Source organism: Rufibacter sp. LB8, from assembly GCF_014876185.1.
Taxonomy (GTDB): Bacteria; Bacteroidota; Bacteroidia; order Cytophagales; family Hymenobacteraceae; genus Nibribacter.
On record NZ_JADALJ010000001.1, the window covers coordinates 1,864,618 to 1,885,450 of the forward strand.

Annotated in this window: 18 protein-coding genes; 12 read left to right on the forward strand and 6 right to left on the reverse strand. The window is 51.0% G+C overall.

The window, feature by feature from the left end:
• Nucleotides 1-85 precede the first annotated feature (85 nt).
• The 7 genes from IMY23_RS07935 to IMY23_RS07965 all read left to right on the forward strand — a co-directional run bounded on the left by IMY23_RS07935 (nucleotide 86) and on the right by IMY23_RS07965 (nucleotide 8,540).
• On the forward strand, nucleotides 86-703 hold the full coding sequence (locus tag IMY23_RS07935) for a WbqC family protein (protein ID WP_192821563.1): 618 nt from the start codon (nucleotides 86-88) through the stop codon (nucleotides 701-703).
• 95 nt (nucleotides 704-798) lie between these two features.
• Nucleotides 799-3,411, forward strand: a complete 2,613-nt coding sequence (locus IMY23_RS07940) for an ATP-dependent Clp protease ATP-binding subunit (protein ID WP_192821564.1) — start codon at nucleotides 799-801, stop codon at nucleotides 3,409-3,411.
• Between the two features lie 397 nt (nucleotides 3,412-3,808).
• Nucleotides 3,809-5,371: an acyl-CoA carboxylase subunit beta gene (locus tag IMY23_RS07945; protein WP_192821565.1), complete on the forward strand. Its 1,563-nt coding sequence runs from the start codon at nucleotides 3,809-3,811 to the stop codon at nucleotides 5,369-5,371.
• Nucleotides 5,372-5,479: 108 nt separating this feature from the next.
• A complete protein-coding gene (locus IMY23_RS07950; protein WP_192821566.1) occupies nucleotides 5,480-6,550 on the forward strand; it encodes a M42 family metallopeptidase in 1,071 nt (356 codons plus the stop codon).
• 118 nt (nucleotides 6,551-6,668) lie between these two features.
• Nucleotides 6,669-7,223, forward strand: coding sequence for a GNAT family N-acetyltransferase (locus tag IMY23_RS07955; protein ID WP_192821567.1), 555 nt, complete (start codon nucleotides 6,669-6,671; stop codon nucleotides 7,221-7,223).
• A gap of 117 nt (nucleotides 7,224-7,340) precedes the next feature.
• On the forward strand, nucleotides 7,341-7,733 hold the full coding sequence (locus tag IMY23_RS07960) for a hypothetical protein (RefSeq protein WP_192821568.1): 393 nt from the start codon (nucleotides 7,341-7,343) through the stop codon (nucleotides 7,731-7,733).
• A 21-nt stretch (nucleotides 7,734-7,754) separates the two neighbouring features.
• Nucleotides 7,755-8,540, forward strand: coding sequence for an ABC transporter substrate-binding protein (locus tag IMY23_RS07965; protein ID WP_370589837.1), 786 nt, complete (start codon nucleotides 7,755-7,757; stop codon nucleotides 8,538-8,540).
• A gap of 68 nt (nucleotides 8,541-8,608) precedes the next feature.
• Here the strand turns inward: IMY23_RS07965 and IMY23_RS07970 are convergent, their stop codons facing one another.
• The 3 genes from IMY23_RS07970 to aroB all read right to left on the reverse strand — a co-directional run bounded on the left by IMY23_RS07970 (nucleotide 8,609) and on the right by aroB (nucleotide 11,813).
• A complete protein-coding gene (locus IMY23_RS07970; RefSeq protein WP_192821569.1) occupies nucleotides 8,609-9,151 on the reverse strand; it encodes a DUF4142 domain-containing protein in 543 nt (180 codons plus the stop codon).
• Between the two features lie 392 nt (nucleotides 9,152-9,543).
• Nucleotides 9,544-10,776, reverse strand: a complete 1,233-nt coding sequence (locus tag IMY23_RS07975) for a 3-phosphoshikimate 1-carboxyvinyltransferase (protein WP_192821570.1) — start codon at nucleotides 10,774-10,776, stop codon at nucleotides 9,544-9,546.
• The gene (gene aroB / locus IMY23_RS07980; RefSeq protein WP_192821571.1) at nucleotides 10,773-11,813 is read right to left on the reverse strand and encodes a 3-dehydroquinate synthase; all 1,041 of its coding nucleotides are present in this window, start codon (nucleotides 11,811-11,813) and stop codon (nucleotides 10,773-10,775) included. Before aroB ends, IMY23_RS07975 begins: the two co-directional genes overlap by 4 nt.
• 417 nt (nucleotides 11,814-12,230) lie before the next feature.
• Between aroB and IMY23_RS07985 the strand changes: the two genes are divergently transcribed.
• On the forward strand, nucleotides 12,231-14,213 hold the full coding sequence (locus tag IMY23_RS07985) for a cellulase family glycosylhydrolase (protein ID WP_192821572.1): 1,983 nt from the start codon (nucleotides 12,231-12,233) through the stop codon (nucleotides 14,211-14,213).
• A 134-nt stretch (nucleotides 14,214-14,347) separates the two neighbouring features.
• Here IMY23_RS07985 and IMY23_RS07990 read toward each other — a convergent pair whose 3' ends face one another.
• On the reverse strand, nucleotides 14,348-15,466 hold the full coding sequence (locus tag IMY23_RS07990; protein ID WP_192821573.1) for a bifunctional 3-deoxy-7-phosphoheptulonate synthase/chorismate mutase type II: 1,119 nt from the start codon (nucleotides 15,464-15,466) through the stop codon (nucleotides 14,348-14,350).
• Nucleotides 15,467-15,588: 122 nt separating this feature from the next.
• On the opposite strand from IMY23_RS07990, the gene IMY23_RS07995 reads away from it, so the two are divergent.
• Complete coding sequence (locus tag IMY23_RS07995) at nucleotides 15,589-16,770, forward strand: proline dehydrogenase family protein (RefSeq protein WP_192821574.1); 1,182 nt, start codon at nucleotides 15,589-15,591, stop codon at nucleotides 16,768-16,770.
• Between the two features lie 163 nt (nucleotides 16,771-16,933).
• Here the strand turns inward: IMY23_RS07995 and IMY23_RS08000 are convergent, their stop codons facing one another.
• Entirely contained in the window at nucleotides 16,934-17,128 is a 195-nt protein-coding gene (locus IMY23_RS08000) for a hypothetical protein (protein ID WP_192821575.1), read from the reverse strand.
• 175 nt (nucleotides 17,129-17,303) lie between these two features.
• On the opposite strand from IMY23_RS08000, the gene IMY23_RS08005 reads away from it, so the two are divergent.
• The 3 genes from IMY23_RS08005 (at nucleotide 17,304) to IMY23_RS08015 (ending at nucleotide 19,758) form a co-directional block, all read left to right on the forward strand.
• A complete protein-coding gene (locus IMY23_RS08005; RefSeq protein ID WP_192821576.1) occupies nucleotides 17,304-17,882 on the forward strand; it encodes an RNA polymerase sigma factor in 579 nt (192 codons plus the stop codon).
• 33 nt (nucleotides 17,883-17,915) lie between these two features.
• Nucleotides 17,916-19,019 (forward strand): serine protease, encoded by a 1,104-nt coding sequence (locus tag IMY23_RS08010; RefSeq protein WP_192821577.1) that lies wholly within the window; start codon nucleotides 17,916-17,918, stop codon nucleotides 19,017-19,019.
• Between the two features lie 196 nt (nucleotides 19,020-19,215).
• Entirely contained in the window at nucleotides 19,216-19,758 is a 543-nt protein-coding gene (locus IMY23_RS08015) for a hypothetical protein (protein ID WP_192821578.1), read from the forward strand.
• Between the two features lie 154 nt (nucleotides 19,759-19,912).
• Here IMY23_RS08015 and IMY23_RS08020 read toward each other — a convergent pair whose 3' ends face one another.
• Entirely contained in the window at nucleotides 19,913-20,758 is an 846-nt protein-coding gene (locus tag IMY23_RS08020) for an energy transducer TonB (protein WP_192821579.1), read from the reverse strand.
• Nucleotides 20,759-20,833: the final 75 nt, after the last annotated feature.

Sequence of the window (20,833 nt, forward strand, 5' to 3'; positions counted from 1 at the left end):
GACCATAAAAATCATTAAAAACCCGCCACCCTATTCAACAACCCAAATCTTTCCCTTACTTGCAGCGCAACACCCGCACCACCGCATGCACTTACTCACAGAACTCTACCATAATCCACCCATTGCCTATTTTCAGCAGGCGTTTACCGCAGACGCACTGGTGGTGGAGGCCCACGAACATTACCAGAAACAGAGTTACCGCAACCGCTACCACATTCTCACCTCGCAGGGCGTGCAGCCGTTGACCGTGCCGGTGCTCAAAGGCAACAGCAAAGTACTGGTCACCGACCTGCAGATTGACTACAGCCAAGGCTGGGTGGGAAACCATTGGCGCACGCTCCAGAGCGCCTACGGCAACGCCCCGTTTTTTGAGTTTTACGCAGACTACCTAAAGGCCGAGTATGATAAAAAACCTGCGCACCTTTTTGAGCTGAACCTTGCGTTGTTTAAACTTTTCAGTAAATTCCTGAAGCTAAACAAACCCCTAACCCTCACACAAACGTATGTACACGCATACGAGGAACCGGTTCTGGATTGGCGCGGGAAACTTCACCCCAAGAAGGAGCCTGACATTTTGCGCCTCCCACCCTACCGCCAGGTGTTTGGCAAACAATTTGCATCAAATCTGAGTATACTGGACTTGTTGTTCAACCTTGGCCCAGAGGCATCTTTTTACGTACAGAATCCGGCGGCTTTCTGTTGAACATTTGCCCCACTCAGCTTGTTTTAATACAGTGTTCGCCACGGCAACAAGAAGTTGCAGCAGACGCACAACAACCATTTACTAGACTAGACTACATGGAAGCCAAATTCTCAAATAGAGTGAAAGAGGTCATCTCTCTCAGTCGTGAGGAAGCCATACGCCTGGGCCATGACTACATTGGCACTGAGCACTTGCTTCTGGGCATGATCAGAGAGGGCGAAGGCACCGCAATCGCTCTGCTTAAAAAACTGGGGGTGCCCATGGAGGAACTCAAGTACGCGCTTGAGCAGGCCACCAAAAACACCGCCAGCCCCAACACCAACATTACCGGCAGCATACCGCTGACCAAACAGACGGAGAAGGTCCTGAAAATAACGTACCTGGAGGCCAAAATCTTCAAGTCAGACATCATAGGCACAGAACACCTGTTGCTGTCTATTTTGCGGGATGAGGATAATATTTCATCGCAAACCTTAGCCAAATTCAACGTGAACTATGAAGCCATCCGGGATTCGTTAGACTACCACGCTAACAACCCACTCGCCTCCTCAGATACCGACGACAACGACGACAACGACAAACTCTTCGGTTCCTCTGCCTCTAAAGGCAGCGCCGGTTCCGCCGCCAAGAAAGGCGCCGAGAAATCGCGCACTCCGGTGCTGGACAACTTCGGACGTGACCTGACCAAGTTAGCCGAAGAAGGAAAACTAGACCCAATTGTTGGTCGTGAGAAAGAGATTGAGCGTGTGGCGCAGGTCTTGAGCCGCCGTAAGAAAAATAACCCAATTCTGATTGGTGAACCAGGAGTAGGTAAAACGGCTATCGCCGAAGGTCTGGCCCTGCGCATCATTCAGAAGAAAGTATCTAGAGTGCTGTTCGGCAAGCGCGTGGTGACCCTGGATTTAGCTTCTTTGGTGGCTGGAACCAAGTACCGCGGTCAGTTTGAGGAGCGCATGAAAGCCGTGATGAACGAGCTGGAGAAATCGCCGGACGTGATTTTGTTCATTGATGAGCTCCACACCATTGTAGGTGCCGGTGGCGCCTCTGGTTCTCTGGATGCCTCCAACATGTTCAAACCAGCCCTCGCCCGCGGCGAAATCCAATGTATTGGTGCCACTACGCTAGATGAGTATCGTCAGTATATTGAGAAAGATGGTGCCTTGGCGCGTAGATTCCAGATTGTGATGGTAGACCCTACCACGCCGGAGGAAACTATTGAGATTCTGCACAACATCAAAGACAAGTACCAAGACCACCACCATGTAACCTACACAGACAAAGCCATTGAGGCCTGCGTGAAGCTCAGCGACCGCTATATGTCTGACCGTTTCTTGCCAGACAAAGCCATTGACATTCTGGACGAGGCCGGTGCCCGCGTGCACATCAACAACATTGTGGTGCCAGATGATATTCTTAAGCTGGAAGAGCAGATTGAGAACATCAAAGATGAGAAAAACCGTGTGGTGAAAAGCCAGAAATATGAAGAGGCGGCCCAACTGCGTGACAAAGAGAAAAAACTCTTAGACCAACTGGAAGCTGCCAAGAAAAATTGGGAAGAGGAAACCAAGAAGAAGCGCTACGCCGTGAAAGAGGAAAACGTGGCCGAGGTAATCGCCATGATGACCGGCATTCCGGTGAAGCGTATTGCGCAGAAAGAAAGCTTGAAATTGCTCAACATGGGCGAGGAACTGGGCGGCAAAGTGATTGGTCAGGACAAAGCTATCAAGCAATTGGTGAAAGCCATTCAGCGGACCCGCGTTGGTTTGAAAGATCCTAAGCGTCCTATCGGTTCGTTCGTGTTCCTGGGCCCTACGGGGGTTGGTAAAACAGAACTCGCCAAAGTATTGGCTACCTACTTGTTCGACAAAGAAGATTCTTTGGTGCGCATTGATATGAGTGAGTACATGGAGAAATTCAGCGTGTCTCGCTTGGTAGGAGCGCCTCCGGGCTACGTGGGTTATGAAGAAGGCGGTCAGCTGACGGAGAAAATCCGCCGCAAGCCTTATTCAGTAGTACTCCTGGATGAGATTGAGAAAGCGCACCCAGACGTGTATAACCTGTTGTTGCAAGTGTTGGATGACGGTGTGTTGACAGACGGTTTAGGCCGCAAAGTTGACTTCCGGAACACCATCATCATCATGACTTCCAACATTGGGGCGCGTGACTTGCAGGACTTCGGGGCTGGCGTTGGTTTCGCTACCAAAACCCGCACCGAGAACCTGGACGACATCATGAAAGGCACCATAGCGGCCGCCTTGAAGAAGACGTTCTCGCCTGAGTTCCTGAACCGTTTGGATGATGTGATTGTGTTCAACTCGCTGGCTAAAGAAGATATCCATAAAATCATTGATATCTCGCTTGCCAAATTGTTGAACCGCGTGAAAACCCTGGGCTACACCATTGAAATCACTGATCAGGCCAAAGATTTTGTGGCTGAGAAAGGGTATGATTCCAAGTACGGTGCCCGCCCGTTGAACCGCGCCATCACCAAATACATGGAAGACCCCATTGCAGAGGAAATCCTGAAAGCTGAACTTGCCCAGGGAGACACCATTGTGATTGACTATGAAGAAGGCAAAGAGGAGCTGAAATTCCACAACCGCAAGGGCGTAGACGTACCGGCTGACACTTCAGATGATTTGCCCGAGGCCTCTGATTCTACTGAAGAAGAAGAGACCACGCCTTCAGACGGCAAGAAGAAAGACTAAGCGTTACGTATCAATTTTGAAAAGGCTGACAGACAAACTGTCAGCCTTTTCTGTTTTTGGCCTCGTTTCTGAAAATGAGCCCCAAAACAGAATGCAGGGTCATTATCTTATAAAACGATTCATCGCAAAATACCACACAAGCTCAAAAGACGTGTTAGTTTCTAAAAGGCCAGCAAGTGTCAGTGCAATTCCCGTTTTAGGCTCCATTTCCAGAAACGAGCCCGAAAACGGACAACCGAACATCCAGGAACAACCCGCATTTCGTAAGTGGCAACTGTCAGGGAGGAAGGGCGTTGAAGGCTTGGCGCGGGTTGACATAATAAAACTTTCGCAAAAATTTCACACTGCCTTAATCTTTCCTAAATTTGGTTTCTTATACCAACCGCAACCTGCTTCAATGTCTGAACAGAATCCCTTGAGTGGCAAATTTGAAATATTAGACCGCAAAAATGACGAAGCCCTTTTAGGAGGTGGCCAAGCGCGCATTGATGCCCAGCATAAAAAAGGCAAACTCACCGCCCGTGAACGCATAGACTTACTGGTAGACGAAGGCTCTTTTGAGGAGATTGGCAAGTTTGTGATGCACCGCTCCAAAGACTTCGGGCTGGACAAAGAATATTATCTGGGTGATGGCGTAGTCACCGGTTATGGCACCGTCAATGGCCGTCTGGTCTATGTTTTCTCCCAGGATTTCACGGTGTTTGGCGGCTCGCTTTCTGAAACGCACGCCGAGAAAATTGTAAAAATCATGGACCTCGCCATGAAAAATGGTGCTCCTGTCATTGGCTTAAATGACTCTGGCGGGGCGCGAATTCAGGAAGGCGTGGTTTCTTTGGGCGGCTACGCCGATATTTTCTACAAAAACACCCTGGCTTCGGGCGTGATTCCGCAACTGTCGGGTATTATGGGGCCATGTGCGGGTGGCGCGGTGTATTCGCCGGCTATCACAGACTTCATCTTAATGGTGGAAGACACGTCATATATGTTCGTGACCGGCCCCAACGTGGTGAAAACCGTGACGCATGAAACCGTGACTTCTGAGGAACTGGGCGGCGCCAGCACGCACAGCACCAAAAGCGGCGTGACCCATTTCTCCTGCGCCAATGAGGTGGTCTGCATCCAGAACATCAAGCAGCTGTTGAGCTACATGCCGCAGAACTGCGAGGAACTGGCTCCTTTCCTGCCCTATGAATCTTCCGGAGATGAAACTCGTGAGGTTCTAAACACGCTTATCCCAGAAAACCCCAACCAACCGTATGACATGCGCGAGGTGATTGAAGGCATCATTGACGCAGGCTCTTTCCTGGAGGTTCACAAGAACTTCGGGGAGAACATTGTGGTGGGCTTTGCAAGGCTAGCCGGAAGAAGCATTGGCATTGTGGGCAACCAACCTGCCGTTTTGGCCGGTGTTTTAGACATTAACGCCTCCACCAAAGCCGCTCGTTTTGTGCGGTTCTGTGATTGCTTCAACATTCCGTTGCTGGTACTGGAAGACGTACCTGGTTTCTTGCCCGGCACCGACCAGGAATGGCGCGGCATCATCACCAACGGCGCCAAATTGCTTTACGCATTCAGTGAGGCCACCGTGCCGCGCGTGACCGTAATTACGCGTAAAGCCTACGGCGGCGCGTATGACGTCATGAACTCCAAGCACATTGGCGCGGATTTGAACTATGCTTGGCCTACCGCTGAGATTGCCGTAATGGGTGCCAAAGGTGCCGCTGAAATCATCTTTAAACGCGAAATTGCCGCCGCTGAAGACCCAGAAGCCAAACTAGCCGAGAAAGTAGCCGAGTACCAGGAGAAATTCGCGACGCCGTACAGAGCCGCCCACCGTGGTTTTGTGGACGAGGTGATTTACCCTAGTGAGACCCGCACCAAACTGATCAAGGCGTTCAAAATGCTGGAAAACAAAGTAGACAAACTGCCTCGCAAAAAGCATGGCAACATTCCTCTGTAAAAAAATATCTTATTCCATATTCCTTGGTGGGCCAACTTAAAGCAGCCTGCCAATTTTCACTGACAAACAAAACATGGAGACTGCTTTGCTCCATCTAAAAAGAAAGCTATGAGAGAAGAAAGCTTTGAATTCTTACAGACATATCTTAACAATGCCGCACCTACCGGGTTTGAAAGTCCGGGCCAGAAACTGTGGCTGGAGTACATAAAACCTTACATTGACGAATATTTCGTAGACACTTACGGCACCGTGGTGGGCGTGATCAACCCAGAGGCCGAGTACAAAGTGGTGATTGAGGCGCACGCCGATGAAATTGCCTGGTTTGTGAACTACATTACGCCAGAAGGCTACATTTACGTGCGCCGCAACGGTGGCTCAGATGCGTTGATTGCCCCTTCCAAACGCGTGAACATTCATACCAGAAAAGGCATGGTAAAAGCGGTGTTTGGCTGGCCGGCCATTCACGTGCGCAAAATAGAACAAGACAAAGCGCCAACCGTAGAGACCATCTTCCTGGACTGTGGCGCCACCAACCGCCAAGAGGTAGAAGACATGGGCATTCACGTGGGCTGCGTGGTCACTTTTGACGATGAGCTCTGGGTGATGAACGAGAAATATTATGTGGGCCGCGCGCTGGACAACCGCATAGGTGGTTTTATGATTGCCGAAGTAGCGCGCCTGCTGAAGGAAAACAACAAGAAACTTCCCTTCGGGCTGTACATTGTGAACGCGGTGCAGGAAGAGATTGGCCTGCGCGGCGCCGAAATGATTGCCCACCGCATTAAGCCCGACCTGGCCATCATCACTGACGTGACACATGACACCCAGGCACCCATGTATGAGAAAAAGACCAACGGCGACCTGCATTGCGGCAAAGGCCCGGTGTTAACCTACGGCCCGGCGGTGCAGAACAACGTGCTGGACATGCTCATTGAAGTAGCCCAGAAACACGAGATCCCGTTCCAGCGCGCCGCCGCCACCCGCGCCACCGGCACAGACACAGATGCGTTCGCATATTCTTCTGAAGGTGTGGCCTCGGCGTTGATTTCCTTGCCGCTCAAATACATGCACACTACGGTAGAAACGGTGCACAAAGACGACGTGGAGAATATCATCCAGCTCTACTACCAATTCCTGCTGCAACTGCAGAGCGGGCATGATTTCAGATACTTGAAATAGCCGTTTTCGGGCTCATTTCAAGAAATGAGCCCGAAAACAGAAAAATAGAAAAGACCTGTAGACGCCTGTTTACAGGTCTTTTCGTTACCACGCATCCGCACAAAAGATTAATTACCCAATGCAATTAGAAACCCCGCGCCTGTTGCTCAGAGAATTCATAGAGGAAGACTGGCATTTCACCAACCTGTTTGAGGCCAATGAGGCAGTGATGCGCTACCAGACCCAACCCGTGCGCGATGCCGAAGGCAGCCGGCAGTACGTGCTCCAATGCATGCGCGAAGCCCAGGAAGAGCCGCGCACCGTCTATGACCTGGCCGTGGTGCTCAAAACAACGCAAATGGTCATTGGCCGGGTGGGCATGAAACTGGACGAGGACGGCGAGGAAGCCGCGCTGTGGTACGTGCTCAACCAAACCTACTGGGGCAAGGGTTACGCCACCGAGGCCGCCCGCGCGCTCATGGGCTTCGGGTTTGAGCACCTGCACCTGCACCGCATCTGGGCCGACTGTGACCCGCGCAACGTGGGTTCTTACAAAGTGATGGAGAAGTTGGGCATGCGGCATGAGGCGCACTTCAGAGAGAACATCTTCATCAAAGGCGAATGGTGTGACTCACTGGTATACGCCCTGCTGTCCCGCGAGTGGCCCGTGCTTTCAGGTGAAAATTCCGAGTGAACTTCTGGGTGAGGCCAAACAGTAAGGCTTTTCTGATTTGCCAAAAATTTGTATCTTGATAAACCTTTTCTGCAGGGCCCGGGTTGAGGAGTTTTCAGAGACGAATTCAGAGCCATTATGATTTTAGAAAACACCTTCGTCAAGTTAGATTATAACCCGGCCAAAGACCTGCTTTATGTAGATTGGCCAGATTATAACAACCTGGCATTGGCTGAATTCAATCACCTGCTGGAGAAAATTCTGGACGTGATTAAATTCTATGACATCGGTTTTATGCTCATAGACGCCCGCACCACCGTAGATGCCATCAAAGAACTGGAATTCATAGATGCCGCCATTAAGTTTCTGGATGATTTGGGCCAGACCCGCATCAAGAAAGTGGCCCGGGTGGTGACCAACAGCTCGGTGCGCGAAGCCAGAATCAGGGAGCATGATGAGAGCGGCCAGCTTACCCTTAATTTCCAGTCGTTCACCAGCAAAGAGGTGGCCTTGCGCTGGCTGGAATCTTAGCCTATTTCTAACCTTCCATACGTGCTTTTCACCGACCAAATGCAGCGGCAAGTGTTGCTGCCCCACCCACCCCAGCGCATCATTTCCCTGGTGCCGTCCCAAACCGAACTCCTCTTCTCCCTGGGCCTTGGCGACCGGGTGGTGGGCGTCACCAAATTCTGCATTCATCCCAAGGCGCAAACCAAGCAGGTCACTAAAATAGGCGGCACCAAAACGTTTCATCTGGAGGTCATTGACCAGCTGAAACCTGATTTAATCATAGGCAACAAAGAAGAGAATTACCAGGAAGGCATTGAAGCCCTGGCCCAAAAATACCCCGTCTGGATGAGTGACATTTACACGCTGCCAGATGCCTTAAACATGATCACTAGCCTGGGTCAGGTACTTTCTACAGAAAAAGCGGCCATCGCCTTGGCCAAAGATATTCAAGCAAAGTTTGGCGCGTTGCAGCCCCTTTTTCCAACCAAAAAAGCGGCCTATTTCATCTGGAAAAACCCCTACATTGCCGTGGGGAATACCAATTTCATTGACTACCTGCTGGGCCTCTGTGGTTTTGAGAACGTTTTCCAGTCAATGCCCAGATACCCAGAAATTACGCCACAGCAACTTGCTTCAGCAGAACCAGAAGTGATTTTGCTTTCATCTGAACCCTACCCGTTCCAGGAAAAACATGTAGCGGAGTTTCAGGCACTTTGCCCCCAAGCCCAGGTGCTGGTGGTGGATGGGGAGTTGTTCAGTTGGTACGGCAGCAGGTTGTTGCATTCAGCGCCTTATTTACAACAAGTGATAGCATCTGTCAAGGTGTAAAAACAGGAACAAAAAAAAGCCGCTCACCTAAATGGCAAGCGGCTTTTTATGCTATAAAATCTGGTGCCTTATTTCAACTTGGCTACCGCAGTTTTCAATTGTTGGGCTTCCTGCAAATGCTCTTTCAACACGGGCAAGATCTGGTCAATAAAGGCCTGGATTTCAGGATCCGTCAATTCTTTGTCGGCTTGTTCATACAGGGCAACGGCTTCTTCATGGGCTGCCACCTGTACATCAGCGAAAGACTTGTCAAACTCATCGCCTTTTTTCACTTCCAGGCTGTCTACTAATACTTTCTTCTCTGATTCCATGACATTGGGAAGCTTCACGTTTTTGCGTTTGGCTATGTTCTCAATGGCGGGGCTGGTTCTGGAATGCACGTGGTATAACTGCTGCCCATAAGCGGCAACTTTCTGCTCTTTGCCCTGGTCACCGGCTAACATTCCGGTCATCATCCCGAACATATCATTGGAGGCAGCCTTCTGCAGGAATTTCTCTACTTTCACCTTCTCAGAGGCCGTCTCTTCAGACGCTTTGTTATTACAAGAAACCAAGGAAGCGCTGCTCAGGAAAAGGGCACTGGCGACAATCCATATTTTGGACTTTTTCATAGTTGTAGGTTTTGGCTCGTTAAAATATTTCCTAAGAAATCATTTAACGCTATAACTCGCCTTTTGTTGGAAAAGTTCATAATAACCATGCATTTCGCCTCACTTCTCTTACCAAAAGACAAACAAGCATTAATCTAAGGCGAAATAAAATACACTCACAAACTATACAAAATCAAGCAGTTACAAATCAACTCTGTTAGAACATTCCCGATACTCACTCCCTGTCTCTACGGCTACTTAATTATACCAGCATTTTCAATTTAACTAGCTCCCAACATAAAAAAAGGCACTGGCCAGAGACATGATTTCTCTGCGGCCAGTGCCTTCTACCAAATTCCGTTTTCGGGCTCGTTTCTGAAAATGAGCCCGAAAACGGAGGTACTATGTTAGATTTACATTATTGTAAAACCAGCTTTCTCCAGTTCAACCCAATACCGTGGGTACGACTTCCGGACGACGCGGGGTTCTTCTATGAGTACCGGCTGCTTTAACCCCAACGGTGCGAAGGCCATGGCCATGCGGTGGTCTTCATAGGTGTGTACTTGGGGTTCGTTTTTGGGCTCTGTTTTCAGAATGAGGGCAAAAACGTCTGGCTCAGTTTCTACCAGTTCGGAACCGAATTTTTGCACCTCAGCCTGCAGGGCGGCAATGCGGTCGGTTTCTTTGATTCTGAGGCTTTCCAGCCCGGTCATTTCAAAGGGCACGCGCAGGCTGGCACCCAAGGCCACCACAGTCTGGGCCAGGTCTGGGCAAGCCGAAAAATCTATTCTGTCTATCTTGTCTTGCAGCGGTTGTTTGGTCAGGCGCACGCCGGTGTCAGAAAATTCGGTCTTCACGCCAAACGGGGCCATGAGCGTGGGCAATACGCTGTCGCCTTGTAAAGAGGTGGACCGAAGGCCGGGCAGGAAAACATCGGCTTCCTGGGCCAGGGCCACCATGCTGTACCAGTAACTGGCCGCCGACCAATCTGACTCCACAGTAAATTCCCGCGGTTGGTATTGCTGCGGTGGCACTGAGATGAGGTTGCCTTCAAACGTGGCCTGCACGCCAAAATGCGCCATTTGCGCGAGCGTCATTCTAATGTAAGGCTCTGAACTAATTTTTCCCTCCAGCGTCAATTGCAGCCCTTGCGGCAACAGCGGCCCAATCATAAGCAACGCCGAAATATACTGGCTGCTGATATCTGACCTGATGGAAAGTTGGTTGGTGCCCGTTCCGGTGAACCCGTTCATTTGCAGCGGCGGGTAGCCTTCCTGGCCCAGATAATCAATGTCGGCACCCAAGGTCCGGAGGGCATCTACCAGCACACCAATGGGCCGTTGGCACATACGGGGCGTGCCGGTGAGTTTGAGTTTCTGGCTGGTGGCGGCGTAATAGGCAGTCAAAAAACGCATGACGGTGCCGGCATCTTCGGCGCTTACCTCTGGCCCGGCAGGGCTGGAAAGCAAGCGGTTCAACAGTTGAGTATCATTAGCGTCTGAGAGGTTGTGAATGGGGAAATTGTGGCCAGACAAAGCCCTGATGATCAACGCGCGGTTGGCTTCACTTTTAGAGGCGGGCAATTGAAACGTTCCGCGCAACACACCGGTGGGGTGTGACACGCGCACGGCAGCAGCAGATATCATAAGGTTTGGTAATAACGCAAGGCACTTTGGGCCTCGCTCAGGGTGATGGGTTGGTCATATACGGCTTCGCCGATTTTCTGAAGCAGCGTGCAGTTAATGGTGGCGCCGCTGTTCTTTTTATCGTGCAGGCAGCGTTCACTTATCTGAGTGATGTCTGTTTCTGGCAAGCTCACTTTTTCATAGATAGAGAAAATAAAGGACTCCAGCTGCTCCAACTCCTCTATAGGCAACATGCCGCGCTGCACAGATAACCAGGCTTCGCAGACCATGCCCACGGCAATGGCTTCGCCGTGCAACAGCATTTGGCCGGGTTTCTCCAGAAAATAACTTTCCACGGCGTGGCCCAACGTATGCCCGAAGTTGAGGATTTTGCGCAGCCCATTTTCCAGCGGATCTGCCGTGACCACTTTTGACTTAATATTTATGGAATGTTCAATCAACGCAGTCCAGTCCTCGGTGAAGAGCCCCACGTAGCGCTGCTCCCGGAACATGGCGGCGTCCATAATCAGCCAATGCTTTATCATTTCGGCGTAGCCTGATTTTATTTGCCGCTGGTCTACCGTCTGCAGAAATTGGGGGTTCACCCAAACCGCCACTGGTTCCTGAAAAACCCCGAGGTGGTTCTTGAAGCCCATAAAATCCACGCCCGTTTTGCCACCCACGCTGGCATCTACTTGCGCCAGCAAAGTGGTGGGCACGTTGAGGAACCGAATGCCGCGCTTGTACAGACTGGCGCAGAAACCGCCTAAATCAGTGAGCACGCCGCCGCCCAGATTCACCACCAAAGCCCAGCGGTCCAGACCCAGTTCGGTGAGTTGGCGCCAAACGTGTTCACAGGTGGCCAGGGTTTTGTTTTCTTCGCCGCTCTGGATTTGGATGACGTGGTGCCCAACTGGCAAGATGGCTTTTACCAATGGGTAGCAATGCCGCTGCGTGTTTTCATCTACCAGTACTACCACTTTTTTGAAGGCACGGTTGTCCAGCAGCGCTTTCAACTGCGCTTCGGAATCTTTGCCTATGAAAATTTCTTCGGTCAAACTATTCTGGGGTTTCGTTTTTGGCTCCGCTTTCAGAAATGAGCCCGAAAACAGGTTTTGCTTGCAAAGAAGGGAATGTATAAGGGAGTTCAAAAGAAAAACCTTAGAAAATCATTGGCTAGCACGGTGAAAGATGTAATACACGAGGCTTCAAAGCGGCATGAAGGTATCTCAACAATCCCTTACCAATTTGACTTCCACCCTTAGGCATTCTACAATTCATACCTGAAAACTTGCACACATGCGGCGTTGGCGTTGCTGGAAAGTAATCACATCATGGTCCCGGGTACAAATTCTAAAATCGATATAAAATTTAATTCCACGGGCAGTTGATTTAAAACTCCAAACCGTTTCTTACCTTTAAAGAACACTGTTAACCAAGTACTTGGAAATAGTTTTTATCTTCAGCCTAACTCCATGGTCAGCCATAAAAATACTTCTGCCCTATTAGCCTTCCGAATTCTGATCATGGGCTTGCTGCTATTTCTCACGGTCACTCCGCTGCTACAGGCGCAGGAAGCGCCGTTTAAAAAAGGCGTTAACGTAACCAATTGGTTTCAGGCCAACAGTGCGCGCGAAGTGCAGTTCACCAAGTACACCCGGCAAGATTTTGTTCAGATCAAAAGCCTGGGCGCAGACGTGATTCGGTTGCCAATCAATCTGCACGCCATGACTCAGGGCGCACCCAACTATACCATAGACCCGCTGCTTTTTACTTTTCTGGACCAAGCCATTACCTGGGCCGAGGAGCTGAACCTACACCTTATCTTGGACAACCATTCTTTTAACCCCATTGCCAATACACAGCCCGAAGTAGAAATTATTTTAGCCAACGTCTGGCCGCAGCTGGCGCGCCGCTACAAAAACAGGTCAGACAAATTGTATTACGAAATTTTGAACGAGCCCCACGGCATTGCAGATGAACTTTGGAACGGCATACAGGGCCGCATCATTCAGGTCATCAGGGCCGAAGACACCAAGCATACCATTATTGTGGGCGCCAGCAACTTCAACAGTTACCAGAACCTGGCGCAGATGCCCGTGTACCCAGACAACAAGTTAATCTATACTTTCCACTTTTATGATCCTTTCCTTTTCACGCACCAGGGCGCCAGTTGGGTAGAGCCTTCGTTGGTGCCCTTGGCCAACATGCCGTTTCCGTACCGGGCGCAGGACATGCCCGCGTTGCCCAGCAGTTTAAGAGGCACCTGGCTGGAAGGCGCCTACAATAACTATGGAAACGAAGGCACCGTGGCCCGGGTAAAGCAGTTGATTGACATTGCCGCCAATTTTAAGCAAACCCGCCAGGTGCCGGTTTTCTGCGGAGAGTTTGGCGTTTACATGAAAAACAGCCGGCCGCAGGACCGCGTCTTTTGGCACGAGACCGTACGCCGTTACCTGGAGGAAAAAGGAATTGCTTGGACCACCTGGGACTATCACCATGAATTCGGGCTGTTTACGCAAGGCGGCTCAGATTTATTTGACCATGATTTGAATGTGCCGTTGCTGCAGGCGTTGGGTTTTACAGTGCCACCCCAAACGCCTTATCAGAAATCGCCTAAACAAGTAGGCTTTGGGCTGTACTCAGATTATTTGGGAAAAGACATTTTAAACGCCAGTTACGGCGGGCAACTGAATTTTTACGCTGATCAAAAACCCAACAACGGCCATTTCAGTTTAAGCTGGGCGAACGCTGACCAATACAGCAGCATCGGGTTTGATTTCAGGCCAGAGGTGGATCTTTCTGTTTTACGGCAGAATAACTATGCGCTTGATTTCCTCTTCAGGGCCACCGGACCGGCCACCCGCCTGGACCTGCGTTTTCTGGACACCAAAACCGCTGACCCAAATGACCATCCGTGGCGGTCTGTCTTTACCTTAACAGAGCAGCTTGCGCCTTTTGACGGCCGGTGGCACCACATCCGGATTCCGTTGACCAGCTTTCAGGAACAGGGCTCCTGGGATAACAATGCCTGGCATACCCCGCGCGGCGCCTTTGACTGGACCAATATTGACAAGATGGAAATAACCGCTGAGCACGGCCCCCTGGGCACCACCCAGTTCTGGTTTGACAATGTGTACATCTCTAACCAAGACACGGCCAAAATCTATGACACTTCGGTGTATACAGGCCCGCTTTCCAGCTTGCAGGAACAAAATGCTTCCCCAGACCTAATCCTCTATCCTAACCCGGCCTCCACTATTTTAAAAATTGAAGCAACCAAACCAGAACCACTTACTTTGGAGTTAATGGATACCTTAGGCAAGACCTGGGCCCAAAGACAATTCCAGGGGAAAGCACAAATCAATACCGCCATTTTGCCCAATGGCGTTTATTTCTTGAAAGTCACCAGCCCTACTGGGAGATCAAGTACGCATAAAATTCTTGTGCAGCATTGAAGTAGGAAACCTTACTTCTACCTGCCCGCAGCTAATTTCCGTTTTAGGGCTCGTTTCTGAAAATGAGCCCTAAAACGGAAATTCCTGGGTGGATTTTCTACTCCTTCTACGCTTATTCTGAGTTATAACGCCACTTAAAACGGAAGCTTGAGTTGCGGTTTGGCATCTGTCACTTGCTGCTGCACAATTTCGGTCTGCACCCTAATGGATTCTAGGTGAATCAATTCATAGAGTTGCGCCGCGAAGTCTGGGTTTACGTTCATCTGCTTCGCCCATTGTTTGCGGGTTTCAAAGATGCTTTTCCAGCGCTCGGGCTGCAGCACGGCTATGTTGTTCTGGCGTTTGTCTTCCCCAATCTGTTCCACTATGCGCATGCGACGGGCCAGGGCTTCCACAATCTCGCGGTCGGCGCGGTCTATCTTCTGGCGAAGGTCTTCGGTTCTGGTAATGAACGCCAGGTCTGGCACGCTACGCACTTGTAGTTTGTCCAGGATTTCGCCCAGGCGGGCCGGGGTGATTTGTTGGTCTGCATCTGAGAGCGCCTCTGCGGGGTTGGGGTGCGTCTCAATCATGAGGCCTTCAAAGTCCAGGTCCAGGGCTTTCTGCGCGATGGGGAAAATCAAATCGGGCTTCCCGCCAATGTGGCTGGGGTCCACTATTATGGGCAAAAACGGATATTGGCCCTTAAGCTGAATGGGAATCTGCCACAGCGGCACGTTACGGTACTCGCTCACTTCATAACTGGAGAAACCCCGGTGAATGGCCGCCACATCTGGCAAACCCGCCGCCCACAGCCGTTCAATGGCCCCGGCCCACAAAGCCAAATCTGGATTCACGGGGTTCTTGACCATGACCGGAATGTTGGTGCCGCGCAGCGCATCTGCCAATTCCTGCACCGCAAAAGGGTTTACGGTAGTGCGCGCACCAATCCAAAGCACATCAATATTATGCTTGAGCGCGATGTCAATGTGGTGCGGGCGGGCGACTTCGGTGGCCACGGGCATGCCCAGTTCCTGCCGCACTTCCTGCAGCCATTTCATGCCTTCGGTGCCAACGCCTTCAAAACTTCCGGGCTTGGAACGCGGTTTCCAGACGCCGGCCCTAAACAAATCCACGTTCAGCGCCTTTAGTTGCCGGGCGGTGTCCAGGACCTGGTCCCGTGATTCGGCGCTGCAGGGCCCGGCAATCACCAGCGGCCGGCGGCGTAGTTTGCCCAGTTGGTAAAAGTAGTTGTCTTCTTTTCTTCGTTCCATGCCTAAAAAAGTAAAGGGTACAATCCGTTTTCGGGCTCATTTCCGTAAACGAAGCCAAAAACAACTAACAACCGTTTTTACGTTATCTTTGTAGCGCTCTTAAAAATAGCAAATACTTGTATATGAATCCTGCCCCAACCGTTTCTTTTGAAGACACCGCCATTGCGTTCGCAGACAAATCTGACGCTGAGCTGTATAAGACGTATCTTTTGTTTGCGGCCATGAACAACAACTCCCTGGTGAAGATGGGCGGCGGCATGATGAAAAAAGCCCTGAGCTGGAATTTGCCGGTCAAGTTCCTGATCAAGAAAAGCATCTTTGAGCAGTTCTGCGGCGGCGAAACCATACAGGAGTGCACGCCCACCATCCACAAACTGGCGGCCTCGGGCATTGGCACCATCTTAGACTACTCCGTAGAGGGCGAAAGCAACGAAGCCAGTTTTGACCACACCATGCATGAGATCATAGCCACCATTGACATGGCCGCCAACTCGGGCCACATCCCGTTCTCGGTGTTCAAAGTGACCGGCCTGGCAGACTCAGACGTGTTGGCCAAGGCGCAGCTGGACCAGGAAATGGACGCCCAAGACAAAGCCGCCTACAGCCGGGCGCGGGCGCGGGTGAAAGCCATCTGCCAGCGGGCGTATGACAAAGGCGTGCGCGTGTTCATTGACGCCGAAGAAAGCTGGCTGCAGGAAACCATTGACCAACTCTGCTATGACATGATGGAACTCTACAACCAGGAGCGCCCCATTGTCTACAACACCTACCAACTCTACCGCCATGACCGCCTGGACGTAATCAAGCGCGATTTTGAACGGGCCCAGAAACACGGGTATTTTTTAGGCGGAAAACTGGTGCGCGGCGCTTACATGGAAAAAGAGGCGCGCGTGGCCCAGCAGAAAGGCTACCCCAACCCCATCAACCCCAGCAAACAGGCCACCGATGACCTGTACAACCAAGCCCTGAAATTCTGCGTGGCCCACGTGGACCGCATTGCCATCTGCGCCGGCACACACAATGAACAGAGCTGTTATTTACTCATGGACCTGATGGCACAGCGCGGCCTGGCCCCCAGTGATGAACGCATTTATTTCGCGCAGCTGCTGGGCATGAGTGACAACCTTTCTTACAACCTGGCGCACGCCGGGTACAAAGTGGCCAAATACGTGCCCTATGGCCCCGTAGAAGCCGTAATGCCATATTTACTGCGCCGCGCCGACGAGAACACCGCCATTGCCGGCCAGACCAGCCGCGAGTTTGGGTTGGTAAAAAAAGAACTGGACCGCCGCAAACACAAATAAACACTACATTTGTCCCTCGTTTTCCGTTTTCGGCTTCATTTTCAGAAATGAGCCCTAAAACGGAAATCGTTTGGGCAGGGCACAAAAAAAACGTCTCCCGCGCAAACCGCAGGAGACGTTTTTTTTCTTTTACCTAGTTGCGTGTGCTGCCACACGCGGCTAATTACTGAGCAGTTGTGCCAGTAGTGGTAGTAGTGGTAGTGGTAGTAGTGTCACCAGAAGTAGTAGTAGTGGTGGCAGTAGAATCACCAGTTACAGTAGCATCAGCTTCAGTAGCGTCAGTTGCTTCAGTTGTAGTTTCAGTAGTGGTTTCAGTAGTTTCAGCAGTTTTAGTTTCGCAAGAAGCGAATACGAACATACCAGCAACTAGGGCAAGAGAAAATACCTTTTTCATTTTAAGATTTTTTAAGGGTTTTAGCGTTAATTTCACCCTTAATACCACTACCCCCCGGGAGGTAACCCACCAAAACAGAAAAAAATTTTATTTTTTTAATTGGGTTACTAATCCCTTGAAACTGTATTAATTGACAAGCATGATTAGGAAGGCGCAAGAGGCCGATGCCGACATTATAGAAGGGATTTTGCGGGACGACGAGGCAGCCTTGGGTAGGTTGTACAAGCTCCACTTCCCCACGGTGCTGTTCTTTGTGCAAAGCAACAGCGGCACCGAGGACGACGCCAAGGACATTTTTCAGGAGGCCGTGATTGTCTTCTATGAAAAACTCAAGGCGGGACAGCTGGAACTCAACTGCCAGATCAAGACGTACCTCTACTCCATCTGCCGCAGGCTCTGGCTCAAGCGTTTGTCGCGCAGCAGCCGGTTCAGCAGCGGCCTGGTAGAAGACACAGAGGCTGAACTGACGCCCGTGGAAGAGGAAACCGACCAGGCCGAGGAAAACGAACTCAAGTTCTCCGCCATGGGCTCTGCCCTGGAGAAACTGGGCGAGCCCTGCAAAACTTTGTTGGAGGACTTCTATATAAGGAGCATGGGCATGCCCGAGATCACCGAGAAGTTTGGCTACACCAATGCAGACTCGGCCAAAAACCAGAAGTACAAATGCCTCATGCGTCTGAAGAAACTATTTTTCTCAGATTACAACGGCTTGTCATAAAGCCATTACCCACACCCGGGAGGGTGAACCTATATGAGTGACAGGGAATTATTTGAATTACTAGAGCGCTACCACCAACGCCAGGTGACGTCTGCAGAGCGGCAAGCCCTGGAGGCCCGCATGGCCGAGGATCCTATGTTCGCGCAGCGGGTGCAGGAGTTTCAGATGCTCACGTCCACGCTGCACGGTTTTGGCAAGCAGAAAGCCCTGCGGGCGAAACTCAACGCCTTCCACCAGGAATGGAAAGCCTCTGCCCCGGCAGTGGCCCCCGCGCCAGTAAGGCGCCGCACCCCCGTGCAGGTGTTCATGAAGCGGTACGCCGCCACCATGGGCGTGGCCGCCACGGTAGCCATTGTCACGGTATTCAGCAGCTTGCTAGGCATGGAGATGTGGCGTTCGGCTACCAAACAGCAGACAGCCCGTTACGTGGAACTCAGACGCGAAGTAGACGCCCTAAAGCGCAAGCAGAACGCCTTGTTACAGACACCCAACACCTCGCCTAAAAATCAGGTGAATCCGGGTCAGTTCAGCGGCACCGGCTTTGTACTCACCGCAGACGGTTATTTTGTGACCAGCTACCACGTGATTGAAGGCGCAGATTCTTTGATGATTGAAAACAAGAACGGCACCAAGTACAAGGTAGAGGAAATCTACTCAGACCAAATCAGAGACCTGGCCTTGCTGCGCGTGACAGACACCTCGTTCTCCGGTTTCGGTAAACTGCCTTATTCCTTTAAAGCCAAAGAGACAGACTTAGGCGAACGCGTGTTTACCTTGGGTTACCCCAGAGAAGACGTGGTGTTTGGCGAAGGTACCTTGAGCTCCAAGTCTGGGGTGTACGGTGACACCGCCTCTTACCAGATTTCCATTCCGTTGAACCCGGGCAACAGCGGCGGCCCGCTGCTAGATGACAAAGGCAACATGATTGGCGTGATCAGCGGCAAACTGCTGGGCGTAGACGGGGCGGCCTTCGCGGTGAAGACGGCCTATCTGCTGAACCTGCTGGACCAATTGCCTGACCACCGCCTGCCGCAGCCTATTGAATTGCCCAAGGTGAATACCTTAACCGGCACCACCCGCCCCCAGCAATTAAAGAAACTCCAGGACTTTGTTTACATGGTGAAAGTGTATAATTGATAGGCCCTTTTTCCAACTTAATCAAGAAAAGCCCACGATCTGCATCGTGGGCTTTTCTTTTAGATTCACTTTGGAGGGCGCTGTAACTAATACAGATTGTTTGCGTTTATCTAATCTCAAAACTGGCAGAGCATCGTCAGGTTCTGTATTTGCATTTACTATTATGTTACACTTACTCAACATTAAACAACGAACTATGGAAAATCAAACTGGTAACACCGGCAATTCACGCATGATGACAGGTATGTTCAGAGACAGAGAAAGTGCAGAACGCGCTTACAACGCTCTCCACAGCCGTGGCTACAGCAAAGATGATGTGAACGTGATCATGAGCGATGATGCTCGTAAGCGCCACTTCGCAGACAACGTAGACAATGACACCGAACTAGGAAGCAAAGCCCTTGAAGGTGCTGGCGCTGGTTCTGCCATTGGTGGTACGTTAGGTGCTATTGTAGGAGCCATTGCTGCTATTGGTACTTCTGTTGCCTTGCCAGGTTTAGGCTTGATCATTGCCGGTCCGTTGGCTGCTGGTTTAGCTGGTGCCGGTGCAGGTGGCTTGACAGGTGGTTTGCTTGGAGCCCTGGTAGGTTCCGGTATTCCTGAAGAGCGTGCCCAGGTATATGAGTCTGGAATCAAAGAAGGTAACATTGTAATGGGCGTGACCCCACGTTCTGAAGATGATGCTACCTATTTTGAAAACGAGTGGCGCACCAACCGTGGTGAGCATATCTACAGATAGTAGAAACTCCCAATAAATAGAAAAGCCCGGTCTCTACATTAGAGGCCGGGCTTTTTTGCGTTCTGCTTTCTGTAAATTTTTAGAGTCAGTATTTAGATTTCCGTTTTCGGGCTCATTTCCAGAAATGAGCCCGAAAACGGAAAATCAATCTGGCTTAATTCAACTCCAGCCTAATGGGCAAGGTCATCTTCACGGGCACGGCGCGGCCGTTCTGGATGCCGGGCTTCCAGCGGGGCATTTTACTCACCACGCGTATAGCCTCCTCTTCAGTACCGAAGCCCAGGCCTTTCAACACTTCTATCTGGGCTATATCGCCGGAAGGCATTACCACAAAACTCAGTACCACCGTTCCTTCAATGCCTTGGCTTAAGGCCGCTCTGGGGTATTTAATGTTTTTGCTGATGTAACTCATCAATTTCTGTAAGCCACCCTCATATTCTGGCATCTGTTCTACTACAGTGAAAATTGAAGGCGCAGGTTCTGCGGTTCCCTCCCCACCTCCAGTGCCTGAGCCGGTGCCATCATTGGGCATGGGATTTCCGCCCTGGCCCGGCTCTTCTCCAGTAAAAGTGGTGTGCCCAGAGTGGGCGGTCTGCAGTTGTTCCTGGGTGGGGATCTCATCTGTGACTACTTTTGATTCCTCCACCACTTTGGGCACTGTATTTTTTATGGTACTCACTTTAGGCTCGGGCGCGGCCTCCGGCTGGGTAGTGGCTGGTTTCACTTCCTTTAGTTTTTCCATGACCACCGTCACCATGAGCGTGGTGTCTTTTGAAGCCACGGTAGAGATTTTAGCATCGCCTTTGAAAATCTTGCCAATGGCGGTGGGCACACTGAACAGCAGCACAAAGAACCCCACTGCCAACAAGATGGCTTGCCCCAAGTGTTTTTTGTACAGCAGTCTGAGTTGGTAGGCGCCGTAGGCTTTGTTGCGGTGCTCAAACACAATGTCATTTAAGGTAGGCTGAAGAGCAATGGCGGTAGCGGTAGTTGGTTTCATGGCAGTGTTGGTTAGAGGTAGAGAAGGTTGCTTTCCCCTATGATGCGCGCGCCACATTTTTTCCATAAACCTTTG